Annotated in this window: 20 protein-coding genes; 4 read left to right on the forward strand and 16 right to left on the reverse strand. The window is 43.2% G+C overall.

Annotated features, from left to right (window positions below; translation table 11 throughout):
- From A7D14_RS03545 to A7D14_RS03555, 3 genes are all read right to left on the reverse strand, one after another.
- Window positions 1-705, reverse strand: coding sequence for a DUF6503 family protein (locus A7D14_RS03545; RefSeq protein WP_067030028.1), 705 nt, complete (start codon window positions 703-705; stop codon window positions 1-3).
- A 19-nt stretch (window positions 706-724) separates the two neighbouring features.
- Window positions 725-3,007 (reverse strand): inorganic phosphate transporter, encoded by a 2,283-nt coding sequence (locus A7D14_RS03550; RefSeq protein WP_067030029.1) that lies wholly within the window; start codon window positions 3,005-3,007, stop codon window positions 725-727.
- 73 nt (window positions 3,008-3,080) lie between these two features.
- Window positions 3,081-4,292 carry a porin gene (locus tag A7D14_RS03555; protein ID WP_067030030.1) on the reverse strand — a complete coding sequence of 404 codons (1,212 nt, stop codon included), beginning with the start codon at window positions 4,290-4,292 and terminating at the stop codon, window positions 3,081-3,083.
- 329 nt (window positions 4,293-4,621) lie between these two features.
- Here A7D14_RS03555 and dgt point away from each other — a divergent pair, with 329 nt between their 5' ends.
- Window positions 4,622-5,980: a dGTP triphosphohydrolase gene (gene dgt, locus A7D14_RS03560; protein WP_067030031.1), complete on the forward strand. Its 1,359-nt coding sequence runs from the start codon at window positions 4,622-4,624 to the stop codon at window positions 5,978-5,980.
- Here the strand turns inward: dgt and A7D14_RS03565 are convergent.
- Window positions 5,977-7,041 carry a DUF3078 domain-containing protein gene (locus tag A7D14_RS03565; protein ID WP_067030032.1) on the reverse strand — a complete coding sequence of 355 codons (1,065 nt, stop codon included), beginning with the start codon at window positions 7,039-7,041 and terminating at the stop codon, window positions 5,977-5,979. The two genes, dgt and A7D14_RS03565, sit on opposite strands and share 4 nt — an antisense overlap.
- Entirely contained in the window at window positions 7,032-8,810 is a 1,779-nt protein-coding gene (dxs, locus tag A7D14_RS03570; RefSeq protein ID WP_067030239.1) for a 1-deoxy-D-xylulose-5-phosphate synthase, read from the reverse strand. Before dxs ends, A7D14_RS03565 begins: the two co-directional genes overlap by 10 nt.
- Window positions 8,811-8,893: 83 nt before the next feature.
- Here dxs and A7D14_RS03575 point away from each other — a divergent pair, with 83 nt between their 5' ends.
- Window positions 8,894-9,343 carry a nucleoside deaminase gene (locus A7D14_RS03575; protein WP_067030033.1) on the forward strand — a complete coding sequence of 150 codons (450 nt, stop codon included), beginning with the start codon at window positions 8,894-8,896 and terminating at the stop codon, window positions 9,341-9,343.
- A 50-nt stretch (window positions 9,344-9,393) separates the two neighbouring features.
- Here the strand turns inward: A7D14_RS03575 and A7D14_RS03580 are convergent, their stop codons facing one another.
- The 4 genes from A7D14_RS03580 to aspS form a co-directional block, all read right to left on the reverse strand.
- On the reverse strand, window positions 9,394-9,588 hold the full coding sequence (locus A7D14_RS03580) for a cold-shock protein (RefSeq protein WP_067030034.1): 195 nt from the start codon (window positions 9,586-9,588) through the stop codon (window positions 9,394-9,396).
- A gap of 79 nt (window positions 9,589-9,667) precedes the next feature.
- On the reverse strand, window positions 9,668-9,931 hold the full coding sequence (locus A7D14_RS03585; RefSeq protein ID WP_067030035.1) for a hypothetical protein: 264 nt from the start codon (window positions 9,929-9,931) through the stop codon (window positions 9,668-9,670).
- Window positions 9,928-11,712: a chloride channel protein gene (locus tag A7D14_RS03590; protein WP_067030036.1), complete on the reverse strand. Its 1,785-nt coding sequence runs from the start codon at window positions 11,710-11,712 to the stop codon at window positions 9,928-9,930. The genes A7D14_RS03585 and A7D14_RS03590 overlap by 4 nt, the downstream gene beginning before the upstream one ends.
- Before the next feature lie 61 nt (window positions 11,713-11,773).
- Window positions 11,774-13,522, reverse strand: a complete 1,749-nt coding sequence (gene aspS, locus A7D14_RS03595) for an aspartate--tRNA ligase (RefSeq protein WP_067030037.1) — start codon at window positions 13,520-13,522, stop codon at window positions 11,774-11,776.
- Between the two features lie 377 nt (window positions 13,523-13,899).
- Here aspS and A7D14_RS03600 point away from each other — a divergent pair, with 377 nt between their 5' ends.
- Complete coding sequence (locus A7D14_RS03600) at window positions 13,900-14,250, forward strand: toxin-antitoxin system YwqK family antitoxin (RefSeq protein WP_067030038.1); 351 nt, start codon at window positions 13,900-13,902, stop codon at window positions 14,248-14,250.
- A gap of 78 nt (window positions 14,251-14,328) precedes the next feature.
- Here A7D14_RS03600 and A7D14_RS03605 read toward each other — a convergent pair whose 3' ends face one another.
- The 6 genes from A7D14_RS03605 to A7D14_RS03630 form a co-directional block, all read right to left on the reverse strand.
- Window positions 14,329-17,823, reverse strand: a complete 3,495-nt coding sequence (locus A7D14_RS03605) for an efflux RND transporter permease subunit (protein WP_067030039.1) — start codon at window positions 17,821-17,823, stop codon at window positions 14,329-14,331.
- Between the two features lie 9 nt (window positions 17,824-17,832).
- Entirely contained in the window at window positions 17,833-19,017 is a 1,185-nt protein-coding gene (locus tag A7D14_RS03610) for an efflux RND transporter periplasmic adaptor subunit (protein WP_067030048.1), read from the reverse strand.
- Window positions 19,018-19,042: 25 nt separating this feature from the next.
- A complete protein-coding gene (locus tag A7D14_RS03615; protein ID WP_067030051.1) occupies window positions 19,043-20,374 on the reverse strand; it encodes a TolC family protein in 1,332 nt (443 codons plus the stop codon).
- Window positions 20,375-20,980: a TetR/AcrR family transcriptional regulator gene (locus A7D14_RS03620; protein WP_067030054.1), complete on the reverse strand. Its 606-nt coding sequence runs from the start codon at window positions 20,978-20,980 to the stop codon at window positions 20,375-20,377.
- Between the two features lie 221 nt (window positions 20,981-21,201).
- Window positions 21,202-21,627, reverse strand: a complete 426-nt coding sequence (locus A7D14_RS03625) for a hypothetical protein (protein ID WP_083157957.1) — start codon at window positions 21,625-21,627, stop codon at window positions 21,202-21,204.
- Window positions 21,628-21,629: 2 nt separating this feature from the next.
- A complete protein-coding gene (locus A7D14_RS03630; protein ID WP_067030057.1) occupies window positions 21,630-22,175 on the reverse strand; it encodes an RNA polymerase sigma factor in 546 nt (181 codons plus the stop codon).
- 173 nt (window positions 22,176-22,348) lie between these two features.
- On the opposite strand from A7D14_RS03630, the gene A7D14_RS03635 reads away from it, so the two are divergent.
- Window positions 22,349-23,332 (forward strand): polyprenyl synthetase family protein, encoded by a 984-nt coding sequence (locus tag A7D14_RS03635; protein WP_067030245.1) that lies wholly within the window; start codon window positions 22,349-22,351, stop codon window positions 23,330-23,332.
- Here the strand turns inward: A7D14_RS03635 and A7D14_RS03640 are convergent.
- Window positions 23,329-24,471, reverse strand: coding sequence for a lycopene cyclase family protein (locus tag A7D14_RS03640; RefSeq protein ID WP_067030060.1), 1,143 nt, complete (start codon window positions 24,469-24,471; stop codon window positions 23,329-23,331). The genes A7D14_RS03635 and A7D14_RS03640 overlap by 4 nt on opposite strands.
- Between the last annotated feature and the right edge of the window lie 8 nt (window positions 24,472-24,479).

The raw sequence follows: 24,479 nt of genomic DNA on the forward strand, positions 1-24,479 counted from the left end.
CTATTTTTCCAAAATGTCCGTGCCCAAATAGTTGTCGTCCTTGTTTAGATACCATGCCCTTGTTTTGGGCATTTGTATGCCATTGATGCTCTCCAAACCTTCCAAAAGGATATATTCCCCATCATTTTTACTTTCATCATGGTAGAATTGGTACACTTCCATGGCATAGGTCTTTGGGTCAAAATAGAAATACCAGACATCACTGCCCACGCTTTTTTCATAAGTGACCTTCAACACTAAATATTCCTTGCCCTTAAAGGTTTTCTTTTGCACTTTCTCATCCAAAAGGGTGCCAGGGTCCTTTAGTTTCATGGGGAGTCCATAGAGATAGGTATAGTAGTTTTTCATGGTTTCCCCACGATCACAAGTGAGCCTATAGGTCTTTCTATCCTCATCACTGATTTCAGCAGAGCCGTTTAGGGTGGTGGTACAGTTTCCTTTGTCAAAGGCATAGGTATAGGAAACCCCATCTTTTTCTACCAAAAGGTGGAACTGCCGTTCTGGAATATCCAGGGTTATAGTGCTCAATCGGTCACTTGAATTGGGACTTTTCATGAGGACCTTAAAGTCACCGTCAAAAGTCTTCCAATTACCGTTTGGGTCATGAAACGCAATGGTTTTGTCCAAAAGCTGTTCGGCCGAGATGTCTTGGGCCTGCGAAATGGTGCCAAGGCATAGTGCCACGAATAAAATAAAGTAGCGCATAGAAACAAAAGTAAGCAATCTACTTGTCTTCTGGCTTTTCTATACGGGCGGGTTCCACAGTGCTATCATGCTCGGAATAATAGAGGTCCAATAGCTTTATGGTGGCCTGCACCATGTCTCTGCTTTCGGTGAGCAGGGAAAAGTACAATGTCGTGTTCTTTGGACTGGTCTCCTCGGTCCGTGTACGGGCCACCTGTTTTTCCACTTTGTCGGAAATCAAATCAAAATATCTATCCTTCTCACTTAAGATACTGGCAATATTTTCAAAGGATTTTTTACTAAAGGTTTCGGTAGTCTTGGTAAATAGGCCTTCCAAATGTTGATCTAGATCTTTAAGCTCCTTAATTTGATTGTACTTCAACTTTTTATGGTTGTTGCGCACGTGCGTATAGCTAACTTTTGAAATATACTCGAGAGACTGTGTGAAATCTTGGAGAACGCCCAGCAAGGTGATGTAAAAATTACTGGCCCCACCCACACTGGATTCATCCAAGTTTTTGATAAAGTAATACAGGTTGTTTTTAAGGCCATCCACTTCTTTGGATAGTTTTTTAATCCCTTTATTGTTCTTTTTCAGGGCTTCAAGATCGTGTTTGGCCAAACCATTGATGGCACCAGTATAAATCTTGTTACTTCTTTTTACCACGCTGGCAATGTTGGTGGCACTTTCTTCAATGACTCCCTGTATGGAACTGCTCTCAGCTTTTCTTAAGATATCCTCGACCTTGTTCTCTACTTTTTTACGGGAATGGCTCAAATAATTTCTGACCAAAAGTACCCCGGCAAAGAACAAAAGCACCAAAAGTGCAATAAAGCCACCAATATGAAGTAAATAGGCAATGGTGGCAGCTGCCACAAAAGCAGAAATGGCCGTGAAGAACCAACCCCCGATTACATTGAGCACCCCGGCCACGCGGTATACAGCACTTTCAGAGCCCCATGCCCTATCTGCCAACGAACTGCCCATGGCCACCATAAAGGTAACATAGGTGGTGGACAAAGGAAGTTTCATGGAGGTTGCCACAGAGATGAGCACACTGGCCACCATGAGATTTACAGAAGCCCTTACCATATCAAACGCGGGCATATCCTGCACTTTGCCTTTTGGAACATATTGATTGGGTTTGATGAGCCTTGTAGAAACTTTTTCCCTAAAATTTTTGGGTGCCACATTGGAAAGATTGTCAAAAGCCGTCATGGAAAATTTTACAATCTGACGGGACAAAAAGTTAGGTTGAAAACGTTCTTCCCCTTCCCCTTCACGGGCCAGATTAATCTCGGTTTCGGTGACATAACGTGCCTTGGTGGATAGCCACAGGGTAACGATCATTACCAATCCAGAGACCAATAATAGATAGACAGGGGTTTGGACTGCAGCGGCCAATCCGCCCATGGAATATTCAGAAGCTGCGATCCCAGAAGCCTGCCAATCCTGAAAAGATTGCCATGCGGCAATGGGTACACCAATAAAGTTCACCAAATCGTTACCGGCAAAGGCCATGGCCAAAGCAAAGGTTCCCAAAATAATTATGAGCTTATAAATGTTAAGCTTAAAAGTTGAGGTGAGCACCAAAGAAACTATGACCCAAAAAACAAAATTCCCCAACAAGAAAAACTCGGGCTGGGTAGAGGCAAAATCAGTTAGCCCACCATCAAACAAATTGGCACTTTTTAATCCCTTTACCAAGATAAAATGGATAATTGCCGTTATGGCCAGTCCACCAAAAATAGAGCCGATCCATTTGGGTTGCTCATTGAACCGGAAGGAAAGCAAAAGTCTTGAAACAAATTGCACTATAGCGCCAACCGTAAATGCAATGACCACAGAGAGCAAAATACCTAAAATAATTTCGGTGGCTTTGTCTGTGTTGATGTAGCTGCCCAAGGCTTCAAAGCCACCACCTGTGCCAGAGACCTTGATCAATGCCATGGCCACAGCGGCCCCCAAAAGTTCAAAAACGATGGATACCGTGGTTGAAGTGGGCATACCCAGTGTGTTGAAAAAATCCAACAACAGCACATCCGTGATCATTACGGCCATGAAAATGATCATGATTTCCGAAAAAACGAATTCAGAAGGGTTAAAAATACCTTTCCGGGCCACTTCCATCATGCCACTTGATGACATTGCACCCAAGGCAATACCAATACTGGCAACCACCATTATCGTCTTAAAGGAAATAGCTTTTGATCCCAATGCTGAATTTAGGAAATTCACAGCATCATTACTGACACCAACGACCAAATCTGTAATGGCCAAGACTGCCAGGGCAACCATTATTACGAGGTAAATATTATCCATAGTTAATACTTCAGAAAAAATTGTTCAAATATCTTGATAATGACCAATGCCTAAGTTATGTTAAGGTTATCTTTTAAAGGTGCACCTCCATTTGTAAACGCCACATTAACTCATCAACTCCATTGTCTAAAGTTAAGTAACTTAAATCGGTTTGCACCTTTAGTTTGTGTCCTACTATATACTTTGAAAGCCCCAAGGTGTATTGTTTTTCACTTTCCTTTCCTGTTATCTCCTCATTTAGACCAATATCCGTAAACCGGCCGGAAATTTCCCAATTGTTTTTGAAAAGGTATCCGGTTTGTAGGTTCAGCCCATTACCAACCTGCACCACATCTCCCGTTTCAGTACCATCCGAATTTAGGGCAATGGGGCTGTCTGAATCACGATTGGCATACTCTCCCATAAGAGAAAAGCCATTGTACTTCAACATAAAGTCCAAAAAAACAGTGGAGATATCGGTTTGGTAAAACCCAGTATCATTGAACATATATTTGCCCAGATTGCTTCTGGTTTTCACAGCGTCCTTGTTGATATCATAGGTTGCCCCGAGCATTAGTTTTATGGTTTTTTCCCGTTTTAGATCGGCCGCAATGTAATCACCTTTTGAAGTAAACTTGCCAAAGGGCAGCAGCTCCAGTCGGGTGGTATATTGGTGTCCGCCAAGATTACCTTCGGTAACGTTTCTGCCTTCTCCTTGGGAAAAAGCAAATTTTTCCCGCACCAACATCTTTTTGCCCAATGTAAAATGGTGCCTTAACTGAAACCCCATATCCCTATCTATGTTAAACCTACTATTGAGCAAGGAGCGGTCCACTTGCTGTAGATTTGCGGATGAAATAACCCTCTCTATATTCCCAGGAAGCTTTGTTTGGCCAAACCAGATCACGAAATTTTGATAAAAGTTCCATTTAACAACCGCATCCAAAATATATCTGGGCGTGTTTCTGGTGAACTGTGACCCTCCTGAAATATCCCGGTTTGAAAGTCCCAACTCTATTTTATATTGAAGCTTCGGAGAATGGACAAAACCATCGAATTTTAGCCGTGCCCTACGCACCAAAAAGTTTTGTTCCGGGTTTGCAAACCCTTCATCATCCTTGCTCCAGCTAGAAATGGACAAAATTTGCATTCTTGCCCCTACCTTTGCAGACCAAGTGCTGTCCTTGCCCATAAAATTTAATAAACCGTTGCCAAAAGTTGAAGGTTGGAGTTCCTGTGAGTAAGAAAAAGGCGCACATAGAAAAAGAAAGAAAAACCCATAAAGGGCTAACTTTTTAAAAATCATTACGGTACTAGTTTTTGTCGCTGCAAAGAACAGCACCCAATGTTAAGCTAACGTTTCTTTTATGTTATTTTAAGGAAGTATTATCGACAAAAAAGGGCTACCTTTTTAAAGGTAGCCCCTAGGATTTCGAAGAATAGTCGACAAAAACTAATATCCGTAAAGAAATCCTTAATCAAACCCCAAAAGTGGTCGCTGGAGATTTCTTAACCGTAATGTTAAGTTTAAGTAATCATTAAAACTTCTAATATTGTGGAACATAGCAGCGATACGCTTTCTTTCTTTTGAGTTGATAAAGGTTGAACGTATATTGCGCTTCAAATTGACCGCACATGGAATGGGAACAGCTACTTTCCTTAAAACGACAGGGAGACACCCATAAACGACTCCGAAAAGAACAAGAAGAGACCCGTTTGGGTTTTGAGGTGGATTATGACCGTATCATATTTTCCTCAGCCTTTCGGAGCCTTCAGGACAAGACCCAAGTGGTGCCCATGCCCATAAGTGTCGGTTCCAACAAAGATTTTGTGCATACCCGGCTTACCCACAGCTTGGAGGTTTCCGTGGTAGGGCGGAGCCTGGGTCGCTCTGCAGGACAACAAATTTTATTTAAATATCCTTATTTGGCGGAAGTGCATGGCTATCATTTCAACGACTTTGGGGCCATAGTGGCCGCTGCTGCCTTGGCCCATGATATTGGCAACCCCCCTTTTGGGCATAGTGGGGAAAAAGCCATTGGCAATTATTTTAAACAAGGAAACGGAAAAGGCTACGAAGCCTCACTTTCTCCAGAGGAATATCAAGATTTGGTGGATTTTGAGGGGAACGCCAACGGATTCAAATTGTTGACCGAGGCTAGGGAAGGGGTTCCCGGAGGGTTACGGTTGAGCTATGCCACCTTGGGCGCTTTTATGAAGTATCCCAAGGCCTCTTTGCCCAAAAAGCCATCCAAACACATAGCGGACAAAAAGTTTGGTTTTTTTCAATCCGAAAAGGATTTCTTTAAAGAAGTTGTGGAGGAAATTGGTTTGGCTTCCAATCCCGCCAATCCCGAAACAGGGTTTTTTAGACACCCCTTGACCTATTTGGTGGAAGCTGCGGATGATATCTGCTATACGATCATAGATTTTGAGGACGGGATTCATTTGGGGCTTATTCCAGAGGAATATGCTTTGGAGTATCTTATCAATTTGGTGAAGGACAACATCAACACCAAAAAGTACAATGCCATGACCCATTCCAGTGATAGACTGAGCTATTTGCGGGCTTTGGCCATCAACACCCTGATCAGGGACGCTGTTGATGTGTTTGTACAGAACGAAACCGAAATTCTTAAGGGCGATTTTGACTCCGCTTTGCTGGACAAGGGAAAATATCAGGCACAGGTAGAGGATATCATAAAACTGAGCGTTGAAAAAATCTACCAATCCACTGAGGTGGTGGACAAGGAGTTGGCAGGGTATCGGATAATCTCAGATTTGCTGGACACCTACACTACGGCGCTGATCAATGCCAAAGAAGGCAATGCCAGCAATTATGATCGGTTACTGATCAGAAGCCTACCTGAAAACTACAGGAACGCGGATAAATCAACGTATAAAATCTTGTTGGACACCAGCTGTTTTGTGGCCAGCTTGTCGGACAGTGCCGCGGTGCACATCCATAATAAATTGACAGGCCGAAAAATCTAGAAACTGAAGAGCAGTCCAACGCCCAACAATTGTTTAAATTGAATTCTTGGTATTCCGGGATCTATGACTGTACCGTCATCCGCGACCACCTCGTCAAATTTAATGTCATCATCATAGATAAGATGTGTTCCAATGTTGGCGTTGATATGGTCATTGACCTTTAGATTAAAGTTCATTTCCCAATCCACATCTATGTTTCCAAAACTTCGAACATAATCTGTATACAGGCTTAATCTGTGATTCATTAATACATTCCTGACAATTTCTTTTTCCCATGTGTTGGTAATGAGAAAACCAAGTTCCAAGAACAGCTGTTCACCTTCTTCCACACCAAATGCACCCTGATTTGAAAGGACTTCATCCAAAACAAAGGTAGATTTCATGGTGGCGGGCGAAATATATAGGTTGAACTTTTCTTTTGTAGGAATATAGGAGGTACCCATACCCAGAAAAAGGTACCCGGGAGACATGAACCTGGAAATGGGATTGTCCCTATCCGGGTATTTAAAACCATTTGAAAATTGCGTGTTGAAATTTGTCTTTACGGAATAATACCAATTGGTGAGGGTATCTTTTCTAAAACTTATGGTGGATGACAGCCTAATTTGGTCGTCTGTTTTTCTGAGCTTCCTCCCTTCCTGCGCATTCAACCCATACCTAAAGATGGCTTCATTGTTCCAGTTCAAGTATCTGAATTTGTAGTTCCTGCCAAACCGCATACTGGCCAAGGCCGAAACTGAGTTGTCCCCACCTGCGTTCCAATTTACGAAGGAAACCTCGTTGATGTTCATTCCAAACTCATTGATTTTCTCCCAAAATGAGGTTGGCTCAAAACGGCTGTACCACTTGCGAACTGGTTTTATGCGATTTAAAACAGCCCTGGGGTCGGTGAGCTTTGCCCCCCTTGTCACATATTTTAGTTTGACATCTTTAATGCGTATTACCTTGAAAGTATAATCTGTACTGTCGGATTTAAGCTCAAAAACCTTATATGGGGCAACTTGCGCTTTGGCCGACAGGAAAACAGTAAGGAACAGAATTATAAAAAAGTTTAATCGCATTGGTTTAAGGTTGATTTTATATAGGAATGTAGGGCATCAAAATCTATACCAGCAAGCCTGTGGGTCTCCTCCATTGTTCCGTGTTCCACAAAATTATCCGGAATCCCAAAGACTGTAACAGGTTTGTGGATCCGCTCTTCATTTGCATATTCCAACACTGCGGAACCAAATCCACCCATCTTGCAGCCGTCCTCTACAGTTATGATATGATCGTACTTTTTAAAAATAGTGCTTAGGCACTTTTTATCCAAGGGTTTTACAAAGCGCATATCGTAATGGCCTATGGTTTCCGGATGATCTAGAGTGTCCAATACCCGAACAATTTCATTTCCAATATGACCCATGGTGAGGACCGCTATTTTTGATCCTTCCTTTAAACAACGAGCTGTACCTATTTCAATGGGCTCAAAGTTGTTTTTCCAATCCAAAGTCACGCCACGTCCTCTGGGATATCGAATGGCAATGGGGCCCTTTAACCCTATTTGGGCCGTATACATAATGTTTCTGAGCTCCATTTCGTTCATGGGAGCGAAGAGGATAAGGTTGGGGATACATCGCAAATAGGCCATATCAAAAACGCCATGATGGGTTGGGCCATCCTGGCCCACCAATCCAGCACGATCCAAACAAAAAATGACCGGAAGATTTTGAAGTGCCACGTCGTGGATCACTTGGTCATAGGCCCGTTGCAAAAAGGTGGAGTAGATGTTGCAAAAGGGAACAAGCCCCTGTGTGGCCATCCCTGCGGCAAGGGTAACGGCGTGCTGCTCTGCAATGCCCACATCAAATGCCCGATCGGGCATTTTGTCCATCATATATTTTAAGGAACTCCCGGTAGGCATTGCTGGAGTGATGCCCACTATTTTTTTATTTTTTTCGGCAAGCTCCACCAAAGTAATCCCAAAAACATCTTGATATTTGGGTGGTTGTGCCTCTTGGGACTTTTTGAGCCGCTCCCCTGTTACCTTATCAAATCTACCGGGAGCATGGTAGACGACTTGGTCTTCTTCCGCCTTTTTTAGGCCTTTTCCCTTAGTGGTGATGATATGAAGGAGTTTGGGACCTTCAATATTTTTCAATCGCTGCAATTCATGGACCAAAGCTTTTACATCATGTCCATCCACAGGTCCTGAATACTTCAAGTTCAAGCATTCAAAAATATTCTCATCCTTGGCAGTCCCAGCTTTTACATTGGTGAGATACTTTTTTAGGGCGCCCACACTGGGGTCAATTCCGATGGCGTTATCGTTAAGGACAATAAGGGCATTCACATCCGTGACACCAAGATGGTTGAGCCCTTCAAAGGCCATTCCACTCGCAATGGAGGCATCACCCACCACCGCAATATGTTGTTTGGAAAGTTCCCCTTTTAATTTTGAGGCCATGGCCATTCCCAAAATAGCGGAAATGGCGGTTGAGCTGTGCCCGGTGCCAAAATCGTCATACTCACTTTCACTTCGTTTGGGAAAACCACTAATCCCACCCAGTTGTCTGTTGGTGTCAAAGATTTCCTTTCTGCCCGTCAAGATTTTATGGCCATAGGCTTGGTGACCCACGTCCCAAATGAGCTTATCCAGAGGGGTATCAAAAACATAATGCAGGGCTATGGTAAGTTCCACAACCCCCAAACTGGCCCCTAAATGCCCCTCTTTGGTAGATACAATATCAATGATAAACTCCCTAAGCTCTTGGGCAAGTTTGGGCAACTCATCCAAAGCCAGTTTTTTGAGATCTTGAGGGGAACCGATATGTGTTAAAAGCTTTTCCAATGAATAAAAAACAAAAGTACCTATAATCGGCAAAATTATTTTATGTGTAGCTTAGCCATCTCAAAAAATCTTTACAAATAATTGTGGAAAATCCGTTTGATGACACTTATTTTATGAAGAAGGCCCTTCAGGAGGCCGAAATAGCTTTTGAAAATGGAGAAGTGCCCGTTGGGGCGGTCATTGTGGTGAACAACAGAATTATTGGAAGGGCCCATAACCTTACGGAGCGATTGATGGATGTTACGGCACATGCCGAGATGCAGGCCATTACCGCCGCATCCAATTTCTTGGGGGGTAAATATCTGCAAGGGTGTACACTGTATGTCACGCTGGAGCCTTGCCAAATGTGTGCAGGGGCACTGTATTGGAGCCAGATTTCAAGGGTGGTCTATGGCGCTTCGGATTTGGAGCGTGGCTTTAGTGTCATGGGGAGCCACTTACATCCAAAAACAGAGGTTGTTGGAGGGATTTTGGAAAATGAAGCGGCAGAATTGCTGAAACGCTTCTTTATACAACGAAGAAACTTGAACTAAAAAACCCCCGGAAAAACCGAGGGTTGGTAAAAAATCAAAATAAAATATTGTTATCCGATTACCTGCACTTGTGCAGCAACCCTTCCTTTTCTTCCTTCTTCTTCCTCGTATTCTACTTTGTCGCCTTCGTTCAATTCCACTCCGTTCAATGCAGTTACATGAACAAAGATGTCTTTTCCTGTTTCGTCGTTTGTAATGAACCCATAACCTTTGGATCCATTAAAAAATTTTACTGTACCGGTCATTAAAAAAATAATTTGTTAAAATACTAAAGTATACTTTTTTGTGACGCTTTGGATGAATATAGTATTAAATCTTGGAAAATTATTGATTCCCAGTATTTTTGCCCTCCTTATCCCGCATTTTCTTAATATTGTCTTTGTTGAGCATGTAATCTTTCATGTTTTTACGCTTACTTTCCTTGTACAGGAAAAGGGGCATGGCCACCAAAAAAAGCCCCACAGTTCCCAAACCAATATATTTTTGGGCTGAAGCAGCCTGTTCTTCTTCAAGGGAAAAACCATAAACAATCGAGGAAAACGAGAGCAGGGTTATAAGTACAATAATATGTTTTAGCTTGATTTTCATTGGCTGTAATTGATCAATTTTCTGCGATAGGCTGTCAATAATTTCGATTTTGAGATAAATCCTTCATATTTTCCATCTTTAATGACGGGCAGGTTCCAAGCGCCACTATCCTGAAACTTTTTCATCACCTGTTTCATGGTATCCTTGCCATAGAAAATATGTTCGGGAGGAGCGTGCATCAGATTTTTTACATAAACGGTATCATAAAGTTCTGTGTCAAACATGAATTGTCGAATATCATCCAATACGATAATCCCGATGAGTTTTCTTTCATCATCCAAAACAGGAAAAATGTTTCGTTTGGACTTTGAAACGGATTGGTGCAGCATTTCACCCAAGGACATATTTGGGTGAACGGCCTTGAAGTTTTTTTCGATCACATCGTCAATTTGCATGAGTCCCAATACCATTTGATCTTTATTGTGGGAAAGCAATGCGCCAATTTTCGCCAATTCCTTGGTGTAAATGGTATAATCCAAGGCGTTTTTTGTGGTTAGATACGAAATGGAAGCCGTTATCATCAAGGGAACAAAAAGCTCGTAGCCTCCAGTGATTTCAGCAATCAAGAAAATGGCGGTCAAGGGGGCGTGGATTACCCCTGCGATCAAACCCGCCATGCCAATGAGCGTGAAATTACTTTCGGAAACGGAAAAACCAAGCCCCAGATTGTTGATGACCTTGGCCACCACATTGCCCAGTGCACTTCCCATGACCATGGTAGGAATGAATATTCCACCGGCTCCGCCAGCAGCAAAGGTTGTGGTCATGGCTATGGCCTTGAAAATGGTGATTCCGAACAAGAGGGCAATCACTACCCAGATGTTGTTGGTATGCGCATCAAAAGGAGTCTTGCCCAATGCTTTCAAATGGTCGCCTTCCAATAGACTGTTGATAAAACCAAAACCCTCACCGTATAGCGGAGGAATGGCATAGAGCATGATCCCAATGGCAATACCTCCCACCAGGAGCTTGTATTTTGGACTTTTGAACCGCTTGAAAAACGTAAGAATGGCAAAATACATCTTGGTAAAATAGATGGAGGCAAATGCAGTGCCCACACCCAACAAAATATAAAAAGGGGTATCCTTTAACTCAAAGCCTTCAGTTAATGAGAAGCTGAAAAGTACCTCGTTCCCCAAAAAGAAATAGGAGGTAAGCACCCCGGAAATAGAGGCCAGCAACAGGGGCAGCATGGAAAGCATGGTCAAATCCAGCGTAAAGACCTCCACGGCAAAAATGATGGCCGCAATGGGGGATTGAAAAATGGATGAAATGGCCCCCGCCGAAGCACAGGCCACCAAAAGGGATCGTGTTTTGGTATCAATATGAAACAAGCGGCTCAAGTTGGAGCTTATGGCAGAACCGGATTTTACCGCTGGGCCCAACAATCCTACGGAACCCCCGAAGCCAACGGTAAGTGGTGCGGTAATCAAGGGAGTGTAGATGTCCTTGACTCCCAATAGCCCCCCTTTTTTGGAAAGTGAAAAGATGATGGACGATACGGCATGTTGAAGCGGTTTCTTTTGGACAAACTTCACATAGAGAAAAACAAAGGTCAGCCCTATGGTGGGAAGGATAAAGTACAACTGGTTCTCTGAAAATATGATTCCCATTTTTAAGAGGGATTCAATGAAATAGGTGATGTTTTTTAGCGTGACCGCCACCAATCCCGCCAAAAACCCAACGACCAAGCTCATGAGATGGACAAAGGTTTTGTTGGAGATATTTTTATATCGCCATTTCAGAAAACGGGTCAGAAATTTTTTGCTCTTGTTGGGCATGGGGTCAATGATACACTTAAATGTATTAAAAAATCCCGCTTTAGGCGGGATTGACATGCTTTTAAAGATCTAACTTTAGATGAAGCTCCTTTAACTGTTCCTCATCAATGGTTGCAGGGGCATCGATCATTACGTCCCTACCGCTATTGTTCTTGGGGAAGGCAATGAAATCACGAATGGTCTCCTGTCCACCCAAAATGGCCACCAATCGGTCCAAGCCAAAGGCGATTCCACCGTGTGGCGGTGCACCGTATTGGAACGCGTCCATTAAAAACCCGAATTGGGCCTTGGCCTCCTCAGGGGTAAAGCCCAAATGCTTGAACATGGTTGCTTGCACTTGCTTGTCATGAATACGGATGGATCCTCCACCTATCTCGTTTCCGTTGAGCACCAAATCATACGCATTGGCTTTTACGGCACCGGGGTCGGTCTCCAAAAGTTCCAATTGGCCGGGCTTTGGCGAGGTGAACGGGTGGTGCATGGCGTGGTAAGCCCCGGTTTCCTCATCCAATTCCAACAATGGAAAATCCACTACCCAAAGCGGGGCAAATTCATCTGGTTTTCTGAGGCCGAGTCGGGTTGCCAACTCCATACGAAGGGCACTGAGCTGTGCTCGGGTCTCATTGGTTTTACCTGAAAGCATACAGATTAGGTCTCCCGGCTTTGCTCCGGTGACTTTGGCCCATTTTGCCAAATCTTCCTGATCATAGAATTTGTCCACAGAAGATTTAAAGGTGCCATCTCCGTTACATTTTACATAAACCATACCCTTGGCGCCTACTTGTGGGCGTTTTACCCAATCCACCAAAGCATCAATTTCTTTTCGGGTATATTCAGCTGCTCCGGGAACGGCGATGCCCACCACCAACTCGGCAGTGTTGAAGACATTGAAATCTTTGTGTTGTGCTACGGCGTTCAGCTCCCCGAATTGCATTCCAAAGCGGATATCAGGCTTGTCATTCCCATACAATCGCATGGCATCATCAAAAGTCATTCTTGGAAATTCCTCCACTTCCACCCCTTTGATTTCTTTCAACAAATGCTTGGTAAGGCCTTCAAAGGTATTGAGGATGTCTTCTTGCTCCACAAAGGCCATTTCGCAATCTATCTGGGTAAACTCAGGTTGGCGGTCCGCACGAAGATCCTCATCCCTAAAACATTTCACAATCTGAAAATACTTGTCCATGCCACCCACCATCAGCAATTGCTTAAAGGTTTGGGGCGATTGCGGCAGGGCATAAAATTGGCCCTCGTTCATTCGGCTGGGCACCACAAAATCGCGGGCCCCTTCTGGAGTGGATTTAATGAGATATGGTGTTTCCACATCAATAAAACCTTGATCAGAAAGGTATTTACGGACTGCCATAGTCACCTTGGACCTGAAGATGAGGTTGTTTTTTACCGGGTTTCTTCGGATGTCCAGATAGCGATACTTCATGCGGATATCCTCACCGCCGTCAGTTTCATCCTCAATGGTGAAGGGAGGCAGTAGGGATTTGTTCAGGATAGTGAGTTCACTGACCAAAACCTCGATTTCCCCAGTGGGAATATTAGGGTTTTTGGATGTTCGTTCAATGACCTGTCCCTTGGCTTGGATAACGGTTTCTCTTCCAAGCTCCCGGGCTTTTTCCAAGAGCTCCAGAGGGGTGCGTTCCTCATCAAAAACCAATTGGGTGATGCCGTAACGATCCCGAAGATCTACCCATACCACAAAACCTTTGTCCCGTAGCTTATGGACCCAACCACTCAATACAACTTCCGACCCGATATGTGAAGCCCTCAAGGCTCCACAAGTATTGCTTCTGTACATCTTATTAGTTCTGGAGGGCAAATTTAATAGGAATACCGAAATCTAAGGTTACATATAGGGATTTTCTGCTGGGACACCATTATTTTAAGGGATTGCCACAAAACTTTATGACTTTATTGGGTGATGTTTAGGTAACTTTTTCTTAACTTTAAATTTACATTGGGATGGTCATATCCTGAAAAACGGATGTTTTTATCGATTAAATGTATTTAGTGCTATAATCCAAAGCAACATTAAAATTCTGAAATACAATATATTACGATTTTAATGTTAAGTTAATGTAAATTAAACGTTAGATTAATGTTTAATTGATGTAAAATTTAAATACATTTGTATCGTTATTGATTGATAAAGAATGTTTTAAAAACCCATAAACTATGAAGAAAGCAATATTTATTTTGGCAGTGATGTTTTCGGTTTGTATGTATCCGCAAGGTACAGAACCGACTTTGGAAAAAGTGGGGAAAATGGTAAAAGCTACATATTTTCACGAAAACGGTGAAATAGCACAAACAGGCTATTTAATGAAAGGTAAACTACACGGCGAATGGCTGATGTATGATGTAAATGGTAAAAAACTTGCCTCTGGCACGTATGATAATGGAACAAGAGTAGGAAAGTGGTTCTTTTGGGAAGGTGATATTTTGAGAGAAGTGGATTTTACTGACAATCGTATTGTCAATGTAAAAAACTGGAACCAATCTGAAGTTGTTGCCGTTGACAATTAAGGCCTAAACAAGTTTTAAGAAAAAGCCCCGACCATTAATGGTCGGGGCTTTTTTTTGGTTTCTACAACAGCTTGCTTGCTATTCAGTCACTACTTCTGGAGTACTGTTCCTGGCCTTCCAATTCTGGATCCTTATTTTAAGCCTGTAACTAATATTAAATAGTACGGGCACAATGATCAAGGTTAAGAATGTGGCCACGATCAAACCAAAAATAACCGTCCAAGCCAATGGTCCCCAAAAGATAACATTGTCACCACCCATATAAACTTGCGCATCAAAATCGGAGAACAGGCTAACAAAGTTGATGTTCAGTCCTATGGCCAATGGGATCAAGCCCAAAACCGTTGTGATGGCCGTTAAGATTACCGGGCGCAAACGTGCTTTACCTGCTTTGATGATCACATCGGTAACATCTTCCCGGCTCAATAGGTCATCATCAGAAATACCAAGATTTACCTTTTTTCGATCAATTAGGATTTGGGCATAATCCAACAATACCACACCATTATTTACCACAATTCCCGCCAAGGAAATAATTCCCATCATGGTCATCATGATCACAAAGGGCCACCCGGTTATGATCAATCCGCCAAATACCCCTATAAAACTTAGGAATATGGCCATCATAATTATCGCTGGTTTGGAAACGCCCCCAAACTGGAAAATCAAAATAAGCATGATCAATCCCAGACCAGAGAAGAACGCGCCCATTAAAAATGACATTTGTTTGTTCTGTTCCTCTATCTGCCCAGTGTAATCGATTTTAACCCCTTGGGGGAGATCTTTGAACTCCTGCATTTCATTCTGAATTTCGGCAACAATGGCTGCCGCATCGGTAAACCCAGGTTTTAGAGCGGAATAGACCGTGACGACCCGTTTGGTGTCAACGTGTTTAATGGCACTAAACGAAGAGGTATTCTTCTGATTGGCCACAGCCGAAACCGGAATCTCCTTTATCTGACCGTTGGATGGGTCCCTAAAAATGATGTTTTGGTTGAACAAGGCACTGGTATTGTAACGCAAATCTTCATTAAAGCGAACATTAATGTCATAATCTTCACCGTCCTTTTTGTAAATACCGGCCTTATCCCCAAAAATGGACCTACGCAATTGCTGGCCAACTTGGGCCACGGAGACGCCCAGCTCACCCGCTTTGGCCCTATCAACTTCAACCTGCATACCGGGCTTGCTCTTGTTTACATCAATTTTCAACTCTTCAATCCCAGCTATGTTTTTGCTGTTGATGAAATTGCGCATCCGCTCTGCGGTACCTATCAAGGTATCGTAGTTCTGCCCCTCAATTTCTATGTTGATGGGGTATCCTGCTGGTGGACCAACGGCATCCTTTTCAACAGAAATGGTCACCCCGGGGTAAACGCCCGAGAGCGTATCCTGAATCTGTTGACGCAGCTCTTCGGTGTCCAATCCATCCCTGTATTTGAATTCGCGCATGGATAGGGTAATCTTTCCACGATGGGGCATTTCGGCGGCGGAACCTCCCTCGGTGAAGGGGTTTTCTGCTCCCTTACCTACTTGGGATACACTGGATTGCACTAAATAGTTAAAATCTCCCTTGTTGTACTTGCTCCTTCCGGTGACCCCGTAGACCCTTTCCTCAATACTTTTTGTGATGGTATTGGTCTTTTCTATGTCAGTTCCCTGCGGATATTCTATGTACACATAAATTTCATTGGGGGTGTTGTCCGGAAAGAACTCCACTTTTGTACGCTGTGATGCCAATGACATTCCGAAGAAAACAAAGGACAATATCAAGAGGAGACTAGTAAGCCCAAAATACCAATAGACGTTTTTGCCTCTAAGTGCTTTTTTTAATTGGCGTTCATAAAAGTTCTCTAAACGGACCAAACTATTGGTCTGGAAACGTCGCGCCCAAGGCTTCAAGAAATATTTGTATACCCAGAACATGATTCCAATAACAATCATTAAGGTACCCAATCCACGAACGGGACCTCCCACAATATAGATGAAAAGGCCAAAACCACCCAGAATCAAGCTAAGCCGAATCAATTGCTTTCGGGTCAATTCTTTTTCACCAATCTGCATAAACTGCGATACCAGCATGGAGTTCATGAATATGGCCACGAACAATGACGAACCCAACACTACCGATAAGGTAATAGGGAAGAAAATCATAAACTCACCCATGATCCCCGGCCAAGTGCCCAAGGGAACAAAGGCCGCTACAGTGGTTGCTGTGGATATGATAATGGGTATGGCAATTTCCCCAATCCCTTTTTTAGCGGCTTCTTTACGCGACATGCCCTCTTGCTCCATCAGTCGGTATACGTTTTCAACCACAACAACCCCGTTGTCCACCAACATACCGAGCCCCATGATCAATCCGAAGAGAATCATGGTATTCAAGGTATACCCCAATGCCGTAAGGATCATGAAGGACATGAACATGGACATGGGTATGGCAAAACCAACAAATAGGGCATTTCTAAAGCCCAAGAAGAACATCAACACGGTCACCACCAATATGATCCCGAAAATGATGTTGTTTACCAGGTCATCCACTTGGTTCAGGGTTCTACTGGAAGAATCGTTGGCAATGGTGACCGTAAGGTCTTTGGGAAAGTAATTCTCCCTGGCCTCATCCACCAATTCCCGAATCAGGTCGGATGCCTCAATGGTATTTTTACCCGACCTTTTTTTAATGTCCAACATGACCACTGGAGAACCGTGTTCCCTAGCATAGGTGGTCTTGTCTTCCTCAGTGAACGAAACGGTTGCAATATCCCGCAGATAAATAGCCCCGTTCTCTGACTTGACCACGAAGTTTTCCAGTTCTGATGGTTCATCAACTTCGCCCAAAATACGTATGGTCCTTCGTTGGCCACTGGTGATCAAGTTACCGGCGGACATGGTCATGTTTCCATTGGAAATGGCCTGGATAACGTCATCAAAGTTCACTCGGGAAGCCATCATTTTATAGACATCCACCGCTACCTCAACCTCCTTTTCCTGTGCACCACGGATATCTACCTCCTTGATTTGAGGCAAATCTTCAATCTCATCCTCTAAATATTCGGCAAACTCTTTTAGTCTTTCAACAGGATAATCCCCCGTGAGGTTCACGTTCATTATGGGGAAAGATTCCGCCAAGTTCAGATCAAAAACATTGGGCTCTACCTTTGCCCCATTAAAAATGGGCCAATCTTCACCTGCTTTTTCGGTGTCGACCTCGTCCTTTACTTTTTGTTTTGCATTTTCAACTGTGATTTCCTCATCAAACTCCACAACGATCATGGAGTAGTCTTCTTGGGAGGTTGATGTAATTTCCACCACATTGCTGACATTCTTGAGCACATCTTCCAGTGGGTCGGTGATCAACCGCTCCATATCCTCGGCAGTGTTTCCGGGATAGATGGTACTTACGTATATTTTGGTCTCTTCCACTTCGGGAAAATCTTCCCGAGGCATGGAAAAATAGGAAGACAGACCTATGATAAAGAACAACCCGATCATCACATAGATCACAGACGGATTATCTATGGCCCATGATGAAAGGCGAAATTCTTTATTTGCGTTCTTTTTTGCTTTTTCCATTTTGGTCAATTAGTTTTTTGCAGTTGTAGTTGTGTCCAGTACTTTAACGGTTTGCCCATCCCTTACACTACGGGCACCCTCAACGATAACTTGGTTCCCAGCTGAAATGCCTTCAAGAACTTCTAGAAAATCACCTTGGGTCTTACCGGGGGTAATGATTGATTTTTTTGCGATTACCGTTCCATCGTCCTCGGAAATGATGTATACATATTGTTCGCCTTCCGCATTTTCCGAAACAACGCTTTCCGGAATAAGAATGGCATTTTCATTGGTATAATCATTGATTCTTACCTGTGCGGTCAAATTGGGTTTAATATGTCCGTTGGTATTGGGAACAGGTATTTCTGCCACAAAAGAACGATTACTGGGGTTGATAAAATTACTCGTCTGGCGCACTTTGGTCGAAACTGTTTCGCCCAATACCGGAAAGTAAGCATCAACACTTTTACCGGGGGTTACATTGGGCAAATGCGCTTCGGGCACTTCCACATCTATGTACATATCCGATAGGTTCACGATCCTGAAAATTTCGGAACCGGGACCCGGACTTACCACGGTACCCTGATCTTTGATCACATCGTCAATGATTCCTGAAAACGGAGCCCGTATGGTAGATTTGGCCACTTGGCTTTCCAACTGCTTTACGGCACTCTGTTGGGCCTCATAGTTGGTCTTGGCCTGTAAGAACTGGATTTCGGAACCAATGTTTTGCTCCCAAAGTCTTTTTTGGCGTTCAAAAGTGGTCCTACTCAGTTCCGCTTGGGTCCGTAACTGTGCCAGTTGACTGGAAAGCCCGCCGTCATCAATGGAAGCAAGTACCTGCCCTTTGCTCACTTTTTGCCCTTCTTTTACATACACACGGTAAAGGGTACCGGCCATTTCTGGATAAATAAGTACGTTTTGATTTGTCATAACATCACCCTGTAATTCCAAAAAGTGATGAAATTCTTCAGGTTGTACGGTGAGTGTGGAAACCAAGGGCAATTTGGAGTTGTCGTCCAATTCTGCAATGGCTTCATCCAATTGCTTAACCTGTCCTTCCAGAGCCTTCAATTCTTCGGTAAGGGAGTTTCGTTTGGCCCGTATGACCTCCAAGTCTTTGCTCTCCAAAACGCTTTCAACCGTGTTCTTGCCCTCTCCTCCGCAAGAAGACAAAACCGCAGCTGTCAAAAATATATATAGGATGTTTTTCATGATGATATGATGTTTTTCTTTGTTGTTATTGATTTAGTATGGTTTCCAGTTCAGTCTTTTTGTTGATGACATCCACCATGGATTGCAAATATTCTTGTTGGGTGGTGTACAATTGGGTCTGGGCCTGCCGCAACTCAAAACTGGTGGCCAACCCTTCAGAATATTTGATTTGATTTTTATTTTCAATGCGCTCGGCAAGCTCAAGGTTTTCTTTTGAGGTGCCATACTGTTCAACGGCCAGAATGTAATCGCTTTTGGCACTTTCCAATTGAAGCCGAATTTGTTCTTGCGCCTCGGTCAATTGGGTTTTGGCCTTTTCCAGGGCAATTTTGGCCCGTTGTGTACTGGCACTTCGTCCAAATGAGCTAAAAATGGGGATACTCAGGTCCACACCCAATACGGAAGACCCAAACCATTGCTGTCCACTGCTCAAGAAATTAAAGCTATCACTAAAGGAATTTCCCCCGTAGTTGACAAATGCATTGAGGGTGGGCAGGGCTCTACTTTTGGCCAGTTTTAACTCAAAAAAGCGTTGCTCCGTAAGATTGGTGGCCAATTTATAATCCACATTGTTTTCAATATTGAAATCAGTGTCCAACAGGCCCAGATCAATTTGTTTTTGGGTCAGGATATCAAGATCCTCGGTCAAAACCGTGGGAGTTTCCGTGGGGAGTCCCAAAACTAGATTGAGCATCTGCAAAGTGATTTTTTCCAAACGCTTGGCATTCTTCAATTGGTTGTCCACAGAAGAGAGTGTAATCTGCAATTGATCCACGCTTTCCTCATCGCCCAGACCGTTTTCATAGATTCGTCTGGTCTCATAAAGGTTCTTCTCAAGGGTGGCCTTGTTCTTTTCCGAGATCAACACACTTTCTTGGGCCAAAAGTACATTGCCATAGGCTTCCACCACAGCTTTTCTGACATCGAGGTCCGTTTTCTCCTTGTTGTTTTGGCTGTAGTCCAGAAAAGTCTTGGTGGCCTGTACGCCCACAATGTACGATCCGTCAAAAATCTGCTGTTTCAATGTTGCCGAGGCCGAAGCGGATTGGGGCTGGCCAAAGACCACTTCTTGGTATGTTCCCGGCTCCCCGCCAAAAAATTCTGCCGGTATCTGCGATACGGGCTGTTTTAATTGGTTCTGATAACTTATTGCTCCAGAAATTTGGGGGAGCCCGGTTGCAATGGTCTCCCATTTTTGCTTTTGGGCATCCACTAAATCCCTGGAGGCGTTTATGGAGCTATAACTATGCTCTAAAGCATACTGAATGGCTTCATCAAGACTGAAACTTGGAATAGAGTCCTGTGCTGATGAGAACCACGGCAATAGTAATAATAGACTGATTAGGGTTGTTCGCATTTATTCTTGATTTGAATTGATGATTGAGTTCAATATTTTTCTTCCTTTTGGGGTGACGATTCCCCTTAGGTGATATTCCAGATAATAGTCCATGAGTTGTGGCATGGAGAATATCTGCACGGGGAAAAGTTCATTGTCCTTGATACAGCTTACCCCGGAAAAATAGATTCGGGAGATGAATTCCACATTAAGGTTGTCCCGGTAAATTCCCATTTCCATACCCCTGTTTACATTGTCCATGACGCACCCCAACATTACCTCGTACTGTCGCTGCTTTAGGTTGCGGCTCAGTTTGGGATAGTACTTCTGTAATTGGTATTGGGGGGATGATTTCTCGTCCTTTAAATGCAGCATCACAAATTTTTTGATCTCATAGAGTTCCTCAATGGGGTTTTTTTGCTGTGCAATGATCTCATTTATACCTTCAGAAATAACACAGAACAGATTGGTGATGCTTTCCTCCACCAGTTCTGTCTTATTCTGAAAATGGGAATAAATCGTCTTTTTGGAAATCCCCATCTCATTGGCCAAATCGTCCATGGTCACACTCTTAAAACCCAGGTTTAAGAACAGCTCCGTTGCCTTTTGTATAATCTTTTCCCTCATAATGAGCGGCAAAAGTAATTCAGGAAACTTTAAAAACAAAAAAAGTTTCCAAGGTTTTACAATTTTTTAACGGAGGCGTAAACCGTTGTTTTCAATGGGGCCAACCGACGATATAATGACGATAATGGAAATCTTTTTTGGACTGGATCGTAGTTTTGGACCGTAAACTCCAAAAAAAGGATTTGTACTGACGCTTGTAGCGTTCTTGGATGATGTTCTTTTTACTCGGTATCATGATTGTCGTTTTTGATTCGTTCCACGTATGCTTTATAGGCTTCTTCGCCTTCTTCCTTCCAAAATTGCTCGTAGTGTTTCCATTCTTCAAAATCCCTTCGCATGGAGCTACATCGATGTGTCGCTTTAAACTTCTTCTTGTGACTGGATTTGTCCTTATTTTTTCCACCTCCGCCACAAAAGCCAAACAACAACTTGGCTAGGACAAAAATGCCCAGGGCTTGCCAGTAGGTTATGGTAGTGAGGCCAAAGATGTCGGGCATGAGCCAGTTCCATAAACGCATCAGCACATAATTGGCCAATAAAAACAGGGCTACGCCCAAGATGATCATGGCAATGACCTTGACCACCTTTTTTACATAGTGCTCTACTTTTCGCTCCATTTTTTTCTCGAAGTCTTTTGAATGTTCCATAACTACATGCTTTTTAATTCTTTTATATTTTCTAGATTTTGTAATAATAATGACATGGCACGATGCCTTCTTGACATCAAGGTGCCCGTTGGAATACCGGTTTTTGATGCTATTTCTTTATAGGTATAGCCTTCAAAGTCTATGGCGATGATGATGTCTCTATAGGCAGGTTTCAACTCCGTTACGGCATTTTTCAATGCTTTTTCCAGTTCTGGGGAATAGGAATTGTCCGCATCGCCATAAAACAATTCTGCAAAATCCTGCCATTGGCGATCAATATCATCACTGGAGTACTTGTGCTCCTTCCTACCGCGCATAATATCAATGATCCTGTTTCTGATGGCACTGTACACAAACCCCCCAATGTTATTGATGGGTAGAATATCATCGGCCTTGGCGAAAACCCGCAACGCAACGTCCTGTACAATGTCCTCCGCATCACGTTCCGAGGTATCCCGGATCTTGGACTGCACATAAGACCTCAATGAATGGTATTCTTCATTGAAAAATGTGGTCAGGTTATTTCTGTTCTCTGTTTTGGCGGCCATTCAAAAAAGGACTGGTTGCTTTCTTTATCTGTAAAGACGAAGCTTTTCAAATCTATTGCATTTTTAGGGCAATTTTTTTTCAAGATGGGCATTTGCCCTCTAGGATGCTTTTGTTTTTCAGGGATTTATCGGGTTATACTATTTTTTGGTTTTTTGCACGTATTTTTGACGCTATGGCAGATATCGATATCATTGGTCAGTATAGGGAGCAGTTTGTTACATATCTTGAGGCTAAAACCCAATTGGGGGAACCCAAGAACCTCTATGAACCCATTCAATATATATTGGAATTGGGAGGCAAACGGATGCGCCCCATACTCACTTTGATGACAGCACAAGCCTTCGGCGGAAAAATTGCGGATGCCTTGGATGCTGCATTGGCAGTGGAAATGTTCCACAATTTTTCGTTGGTGCATGATGATATTATGGATGATGCACCACTTCGACGCGGAAAAACAACAGTACATGAAAAATGGGATGTGAACACGGGAATCCTTTCTGGGGACGCCATGTTGATTCTGTCCTATCAGTTTTTTGAAAGCTACCCAGCGGAAACATACAAAGAACTCACGAAGCTGTTCAGTAAAACCGCATTGGAAGTATGCGAAGGCCAACAATACGATGTGGATTTTGAGACCCGGGACGATGTTACCATTCCCGAATATCTTAAAATGATAGAGTACAAGACCTCTGTTTTGGTCGCGGCCGCCATGAAGATGGGAGCCATTGTGGCCCAAGCCTCCAAAAAGGATGCTGACGCCATTTACGAGTTTGGACGCAATCTGGGCATTGCCTTTCAGTTGAAAGATGATTATTTGGATGCTTTTGGTGACCCCAAAACCTTTGGGAAGCAAATTGGTGGAGATATTAAGGAGAATAAAAAGACCTATTTGTTCCTAAAATCCTTGGAAAAAGCGTCCAAAGATGATCAAGATGGCTTGTTGCATTTGTATTCCATAAAACCTGAAGATTCCACAGCGAAAGTGGAGGCGGTAAAGACCATTTTTAAGGAAAGCGGGGCAGTGGAGGAAACCAAAAAAGCCATCCAAGATTTTACCCAAAAAGCATTTGATGCTTTGGCTGAAACAAAACTTACCGATAAAAACAAAGCCTTGCTAAAGCAGTTTGGCGAAAGTTTGATGGAGCGAACCGTTTAAAACAGTCGTTTGAACAATGCTCTGATAAACGGCATCGGTTTGGGAGCGGTCACAATTTTTAGCTCTTCCCACAGATTGGTCTCGTTTTCTAGGAATTTCAAAATCAAGGAAGCCTTTCTTCTTTTGAACATGGATTCAAAAATGTCGTGTCCCAAGTGATTGTTCTCGTACAAAATGTCCAGCAAAAGCATATCGTAGAACAGAAACCTGCTTTTTTGATGAAACTTGGACAATGGTTTCCCAGCTTTCAGATGGCGTACCAATTTGGGCACTTGCTGGCTCGTGTTATAAAACGTGTAGCCTGTACTGGGTTTGGCCCATCCACCTGCAACACCGATGTGGAAAATATGGTCGGTGTTGTGTTGATGAAACGGATAACAGGTCATGGGAATACTACCAAACTCGGTTTCTACAATAGTGTATTGGGTATTGTTATATTTTTCTTTGATGTAATTTTTGATAGCCTCTTCGTACTCGGTCTTCTCCAAAAGATGTTCGGAAAATAGGGTGTATTCCACCAAAGCTTCGGTGTCGGAAATTGGCAGCACATACATAAATCGCGTGTTGCCCTTTTGCGGAATAGTAAAATCCATGAAAGTGACTTCATCTGGATTGAAGACTGGTTCCTCTGTTTTAACGAACCAGCCCAAAAAATGCTGTTGCAGAACGGGGAACTCCTTTTGGCCCAAAGGAATTGATGCATCATACAAACTGGAAAACACCTTTTTGCCCGTGTGGGTCTGCGATGGGGTAGTGACCCAAACCTCGTTTTCTTGCTCTTCAATATGGGTCACTTCTTCCTGAACCCAAGTAATGTTTGGATAGGCTTTTACCTTTGGTAAAAAGTGGTTGTAAAAGTCAATACCTCGGAGCATTTTATAGGTGTAGGGCGCAATGGGAGTGGATTTTTGAAGCTGCTGTCCGCCCACATAAATGTTGTCCCAAGTTTTGTGGATCAAATCATCAAATGGACCATTTCCCCGTTCCCAAAAACACCAAGTTCGATCGTTTTTGGACTTGTCGTCCTTGTCAATTACCAAAATGGATTTGGAGGCAAAGAATTTGTCCTTGCCCAAGGCATCGGCCAACAAAAGGCCAGCAGCTCCCGCTCCTATAATGATGTAATCGTAGTTGGGCATGGGTTCAA

The organism is Allomuricauda sp. CP2A (assembly GCF_001683915.1).
Classification (GTDB): Bacteria; Bacteroidota; Bacteroidia; order Flavobacteriales; family Flavobacteriaceae; genus Flagellimonas.

What these genes read in the sequence shown, in the direction of transcription:
- A7D14_RS03545 (WP_067030028.1), bottom strand. Translation starts at nt 705, where the DNA reads ATGCGCTACTTTATTTTATTCGTGGCACTATGCCTTGGCACCATTTCG.
- A7D14_RS03550 (WP_067030029.1), bottom strand. Translation starts at nt 3,007, where the DNA reads ATGGATAATATTTACCTCGTAATAATGGTTGCCCTGGCAGTCTTGGCC.
- A7D14_RS03555 (WP_067030030.1), bottom strand. Translation starts at nt 4,292, where the DNA reads ATGATTTTTAAAAAGTTAGCCCTTTATGGGTTTTTCTTTCTTTTTCTA.
- dgt (WP_067030031.1), top strand. Translation starts at nt 4,622, where the DNA reads ATGGAATGGGAACAGCTACTTTCCTTAAAACGACAGGGAGACACCCAT.
- A7D14_RS03565 (WP_067030032.1), bottom strand. Translation starts at nt 7,041, where the DNA reads ATGCGATTAAACTTTTTTATAATTCTGTTCCTTACTGTTTTCCTGTCG.
- A7D14_RS03580 (WP_067030034.1), bottom strand. Translation starts at nt 9,588, where the DNA reads ATGACCGGTACAGTAAAATTTTTTAATGGATCCAAAGGTTATGGGTTC.
- A7D14_RS03585 (WP_067030035.1), bottom strand. Translation starts at nt 9,931, where the DNA reads ATGAAAATCAAGCTAAAACATATTATTGTACTTATAACCCTGCTCTCG.
- A7D14_RS03590 (WP_067030036.1), bottom strand. Translation starts at nt 11,712, where the DNA reads ATGCCCAACAAGAGCAAAAAATTTCTGACCCGTTTTCTGAAATGGCGA.
- aspS (WP_067030037.1), bottom strand. Translation starts at nt 13,522, where the DNA reads ATGTACAGAAGCAATACTTGTGGAGCCTTGAGGGCTTCACATATCGGG.
- A7D14_RS03600 (WP_067030038.1), top strand. Translation starts at nt 13,900, where the DNA reads ATGAAGAAAGCAATATTTATTTTGGCAGTGATGTTTTCGGTTTGTATG.
- A7D14_RS03605 (WP_067030039.1), bottom strand. Translation starts at nt 17,823, where the DNA reads ATGGAAAAAGCAAAAAAGAACGCAAATAAAGAATTTCGCCTTTCATCA.
- A7D14_RS03610 (WP_067030048.1), bottom strand. Translation starts at nt 19,017, where the DNA reads ATGAAAAACATCCTATATATATTTTTGACAGCTGCGGTTTTGTCTTCT.
- A7D14_RS03615 (WP_067030051.1), bottom strand. Translation starts at nt 20,374, where the DNA reads ATGCGAACAACCCTAATCAGTCTATTATTACTATTGCCGTGGTTCTCA.
- A7D14_RS03620 (WP_067030054.1), bottom strand. Translation starts at nt 20,980, where the DNA reads ATGAGGGAAAAGATTATACAAAAGGCAACGGAGCTGTTCTTAAACCTG.
- A7D14_RS03625 (WP_083157957.1), bottom strand. Translation starts at nt 21,627, where the DNA reads ATGGAACATTCAAAAGACTTCGAGAAAAAAATGGAGCGAAAAGTAGAG.
- A7D14_RS03630 (WP_067030057.1), bottom strand. Translation starts at nt 22,175, where the DNA reads ATGGCCGCCAAAACAGAGAACAGAAATAACCTGACCACATTTTTCAAT.
- A7D14_RS03635 (WP_067030245.1), top strand. Translation starts at nt 22,349, where the DNA reads ATGGCAGATATCGATATCATTGGTCAGTATAGGGAGCAGTTTGTTACA.
- A7D14_RS03640 (WP_067030060.1), bottom strand. Translation starts at nt 24,471, where the DNA reads ATGCCCAACTACGATTACATCATTATAGGAGCGGGAGCTGCTGGCCTT.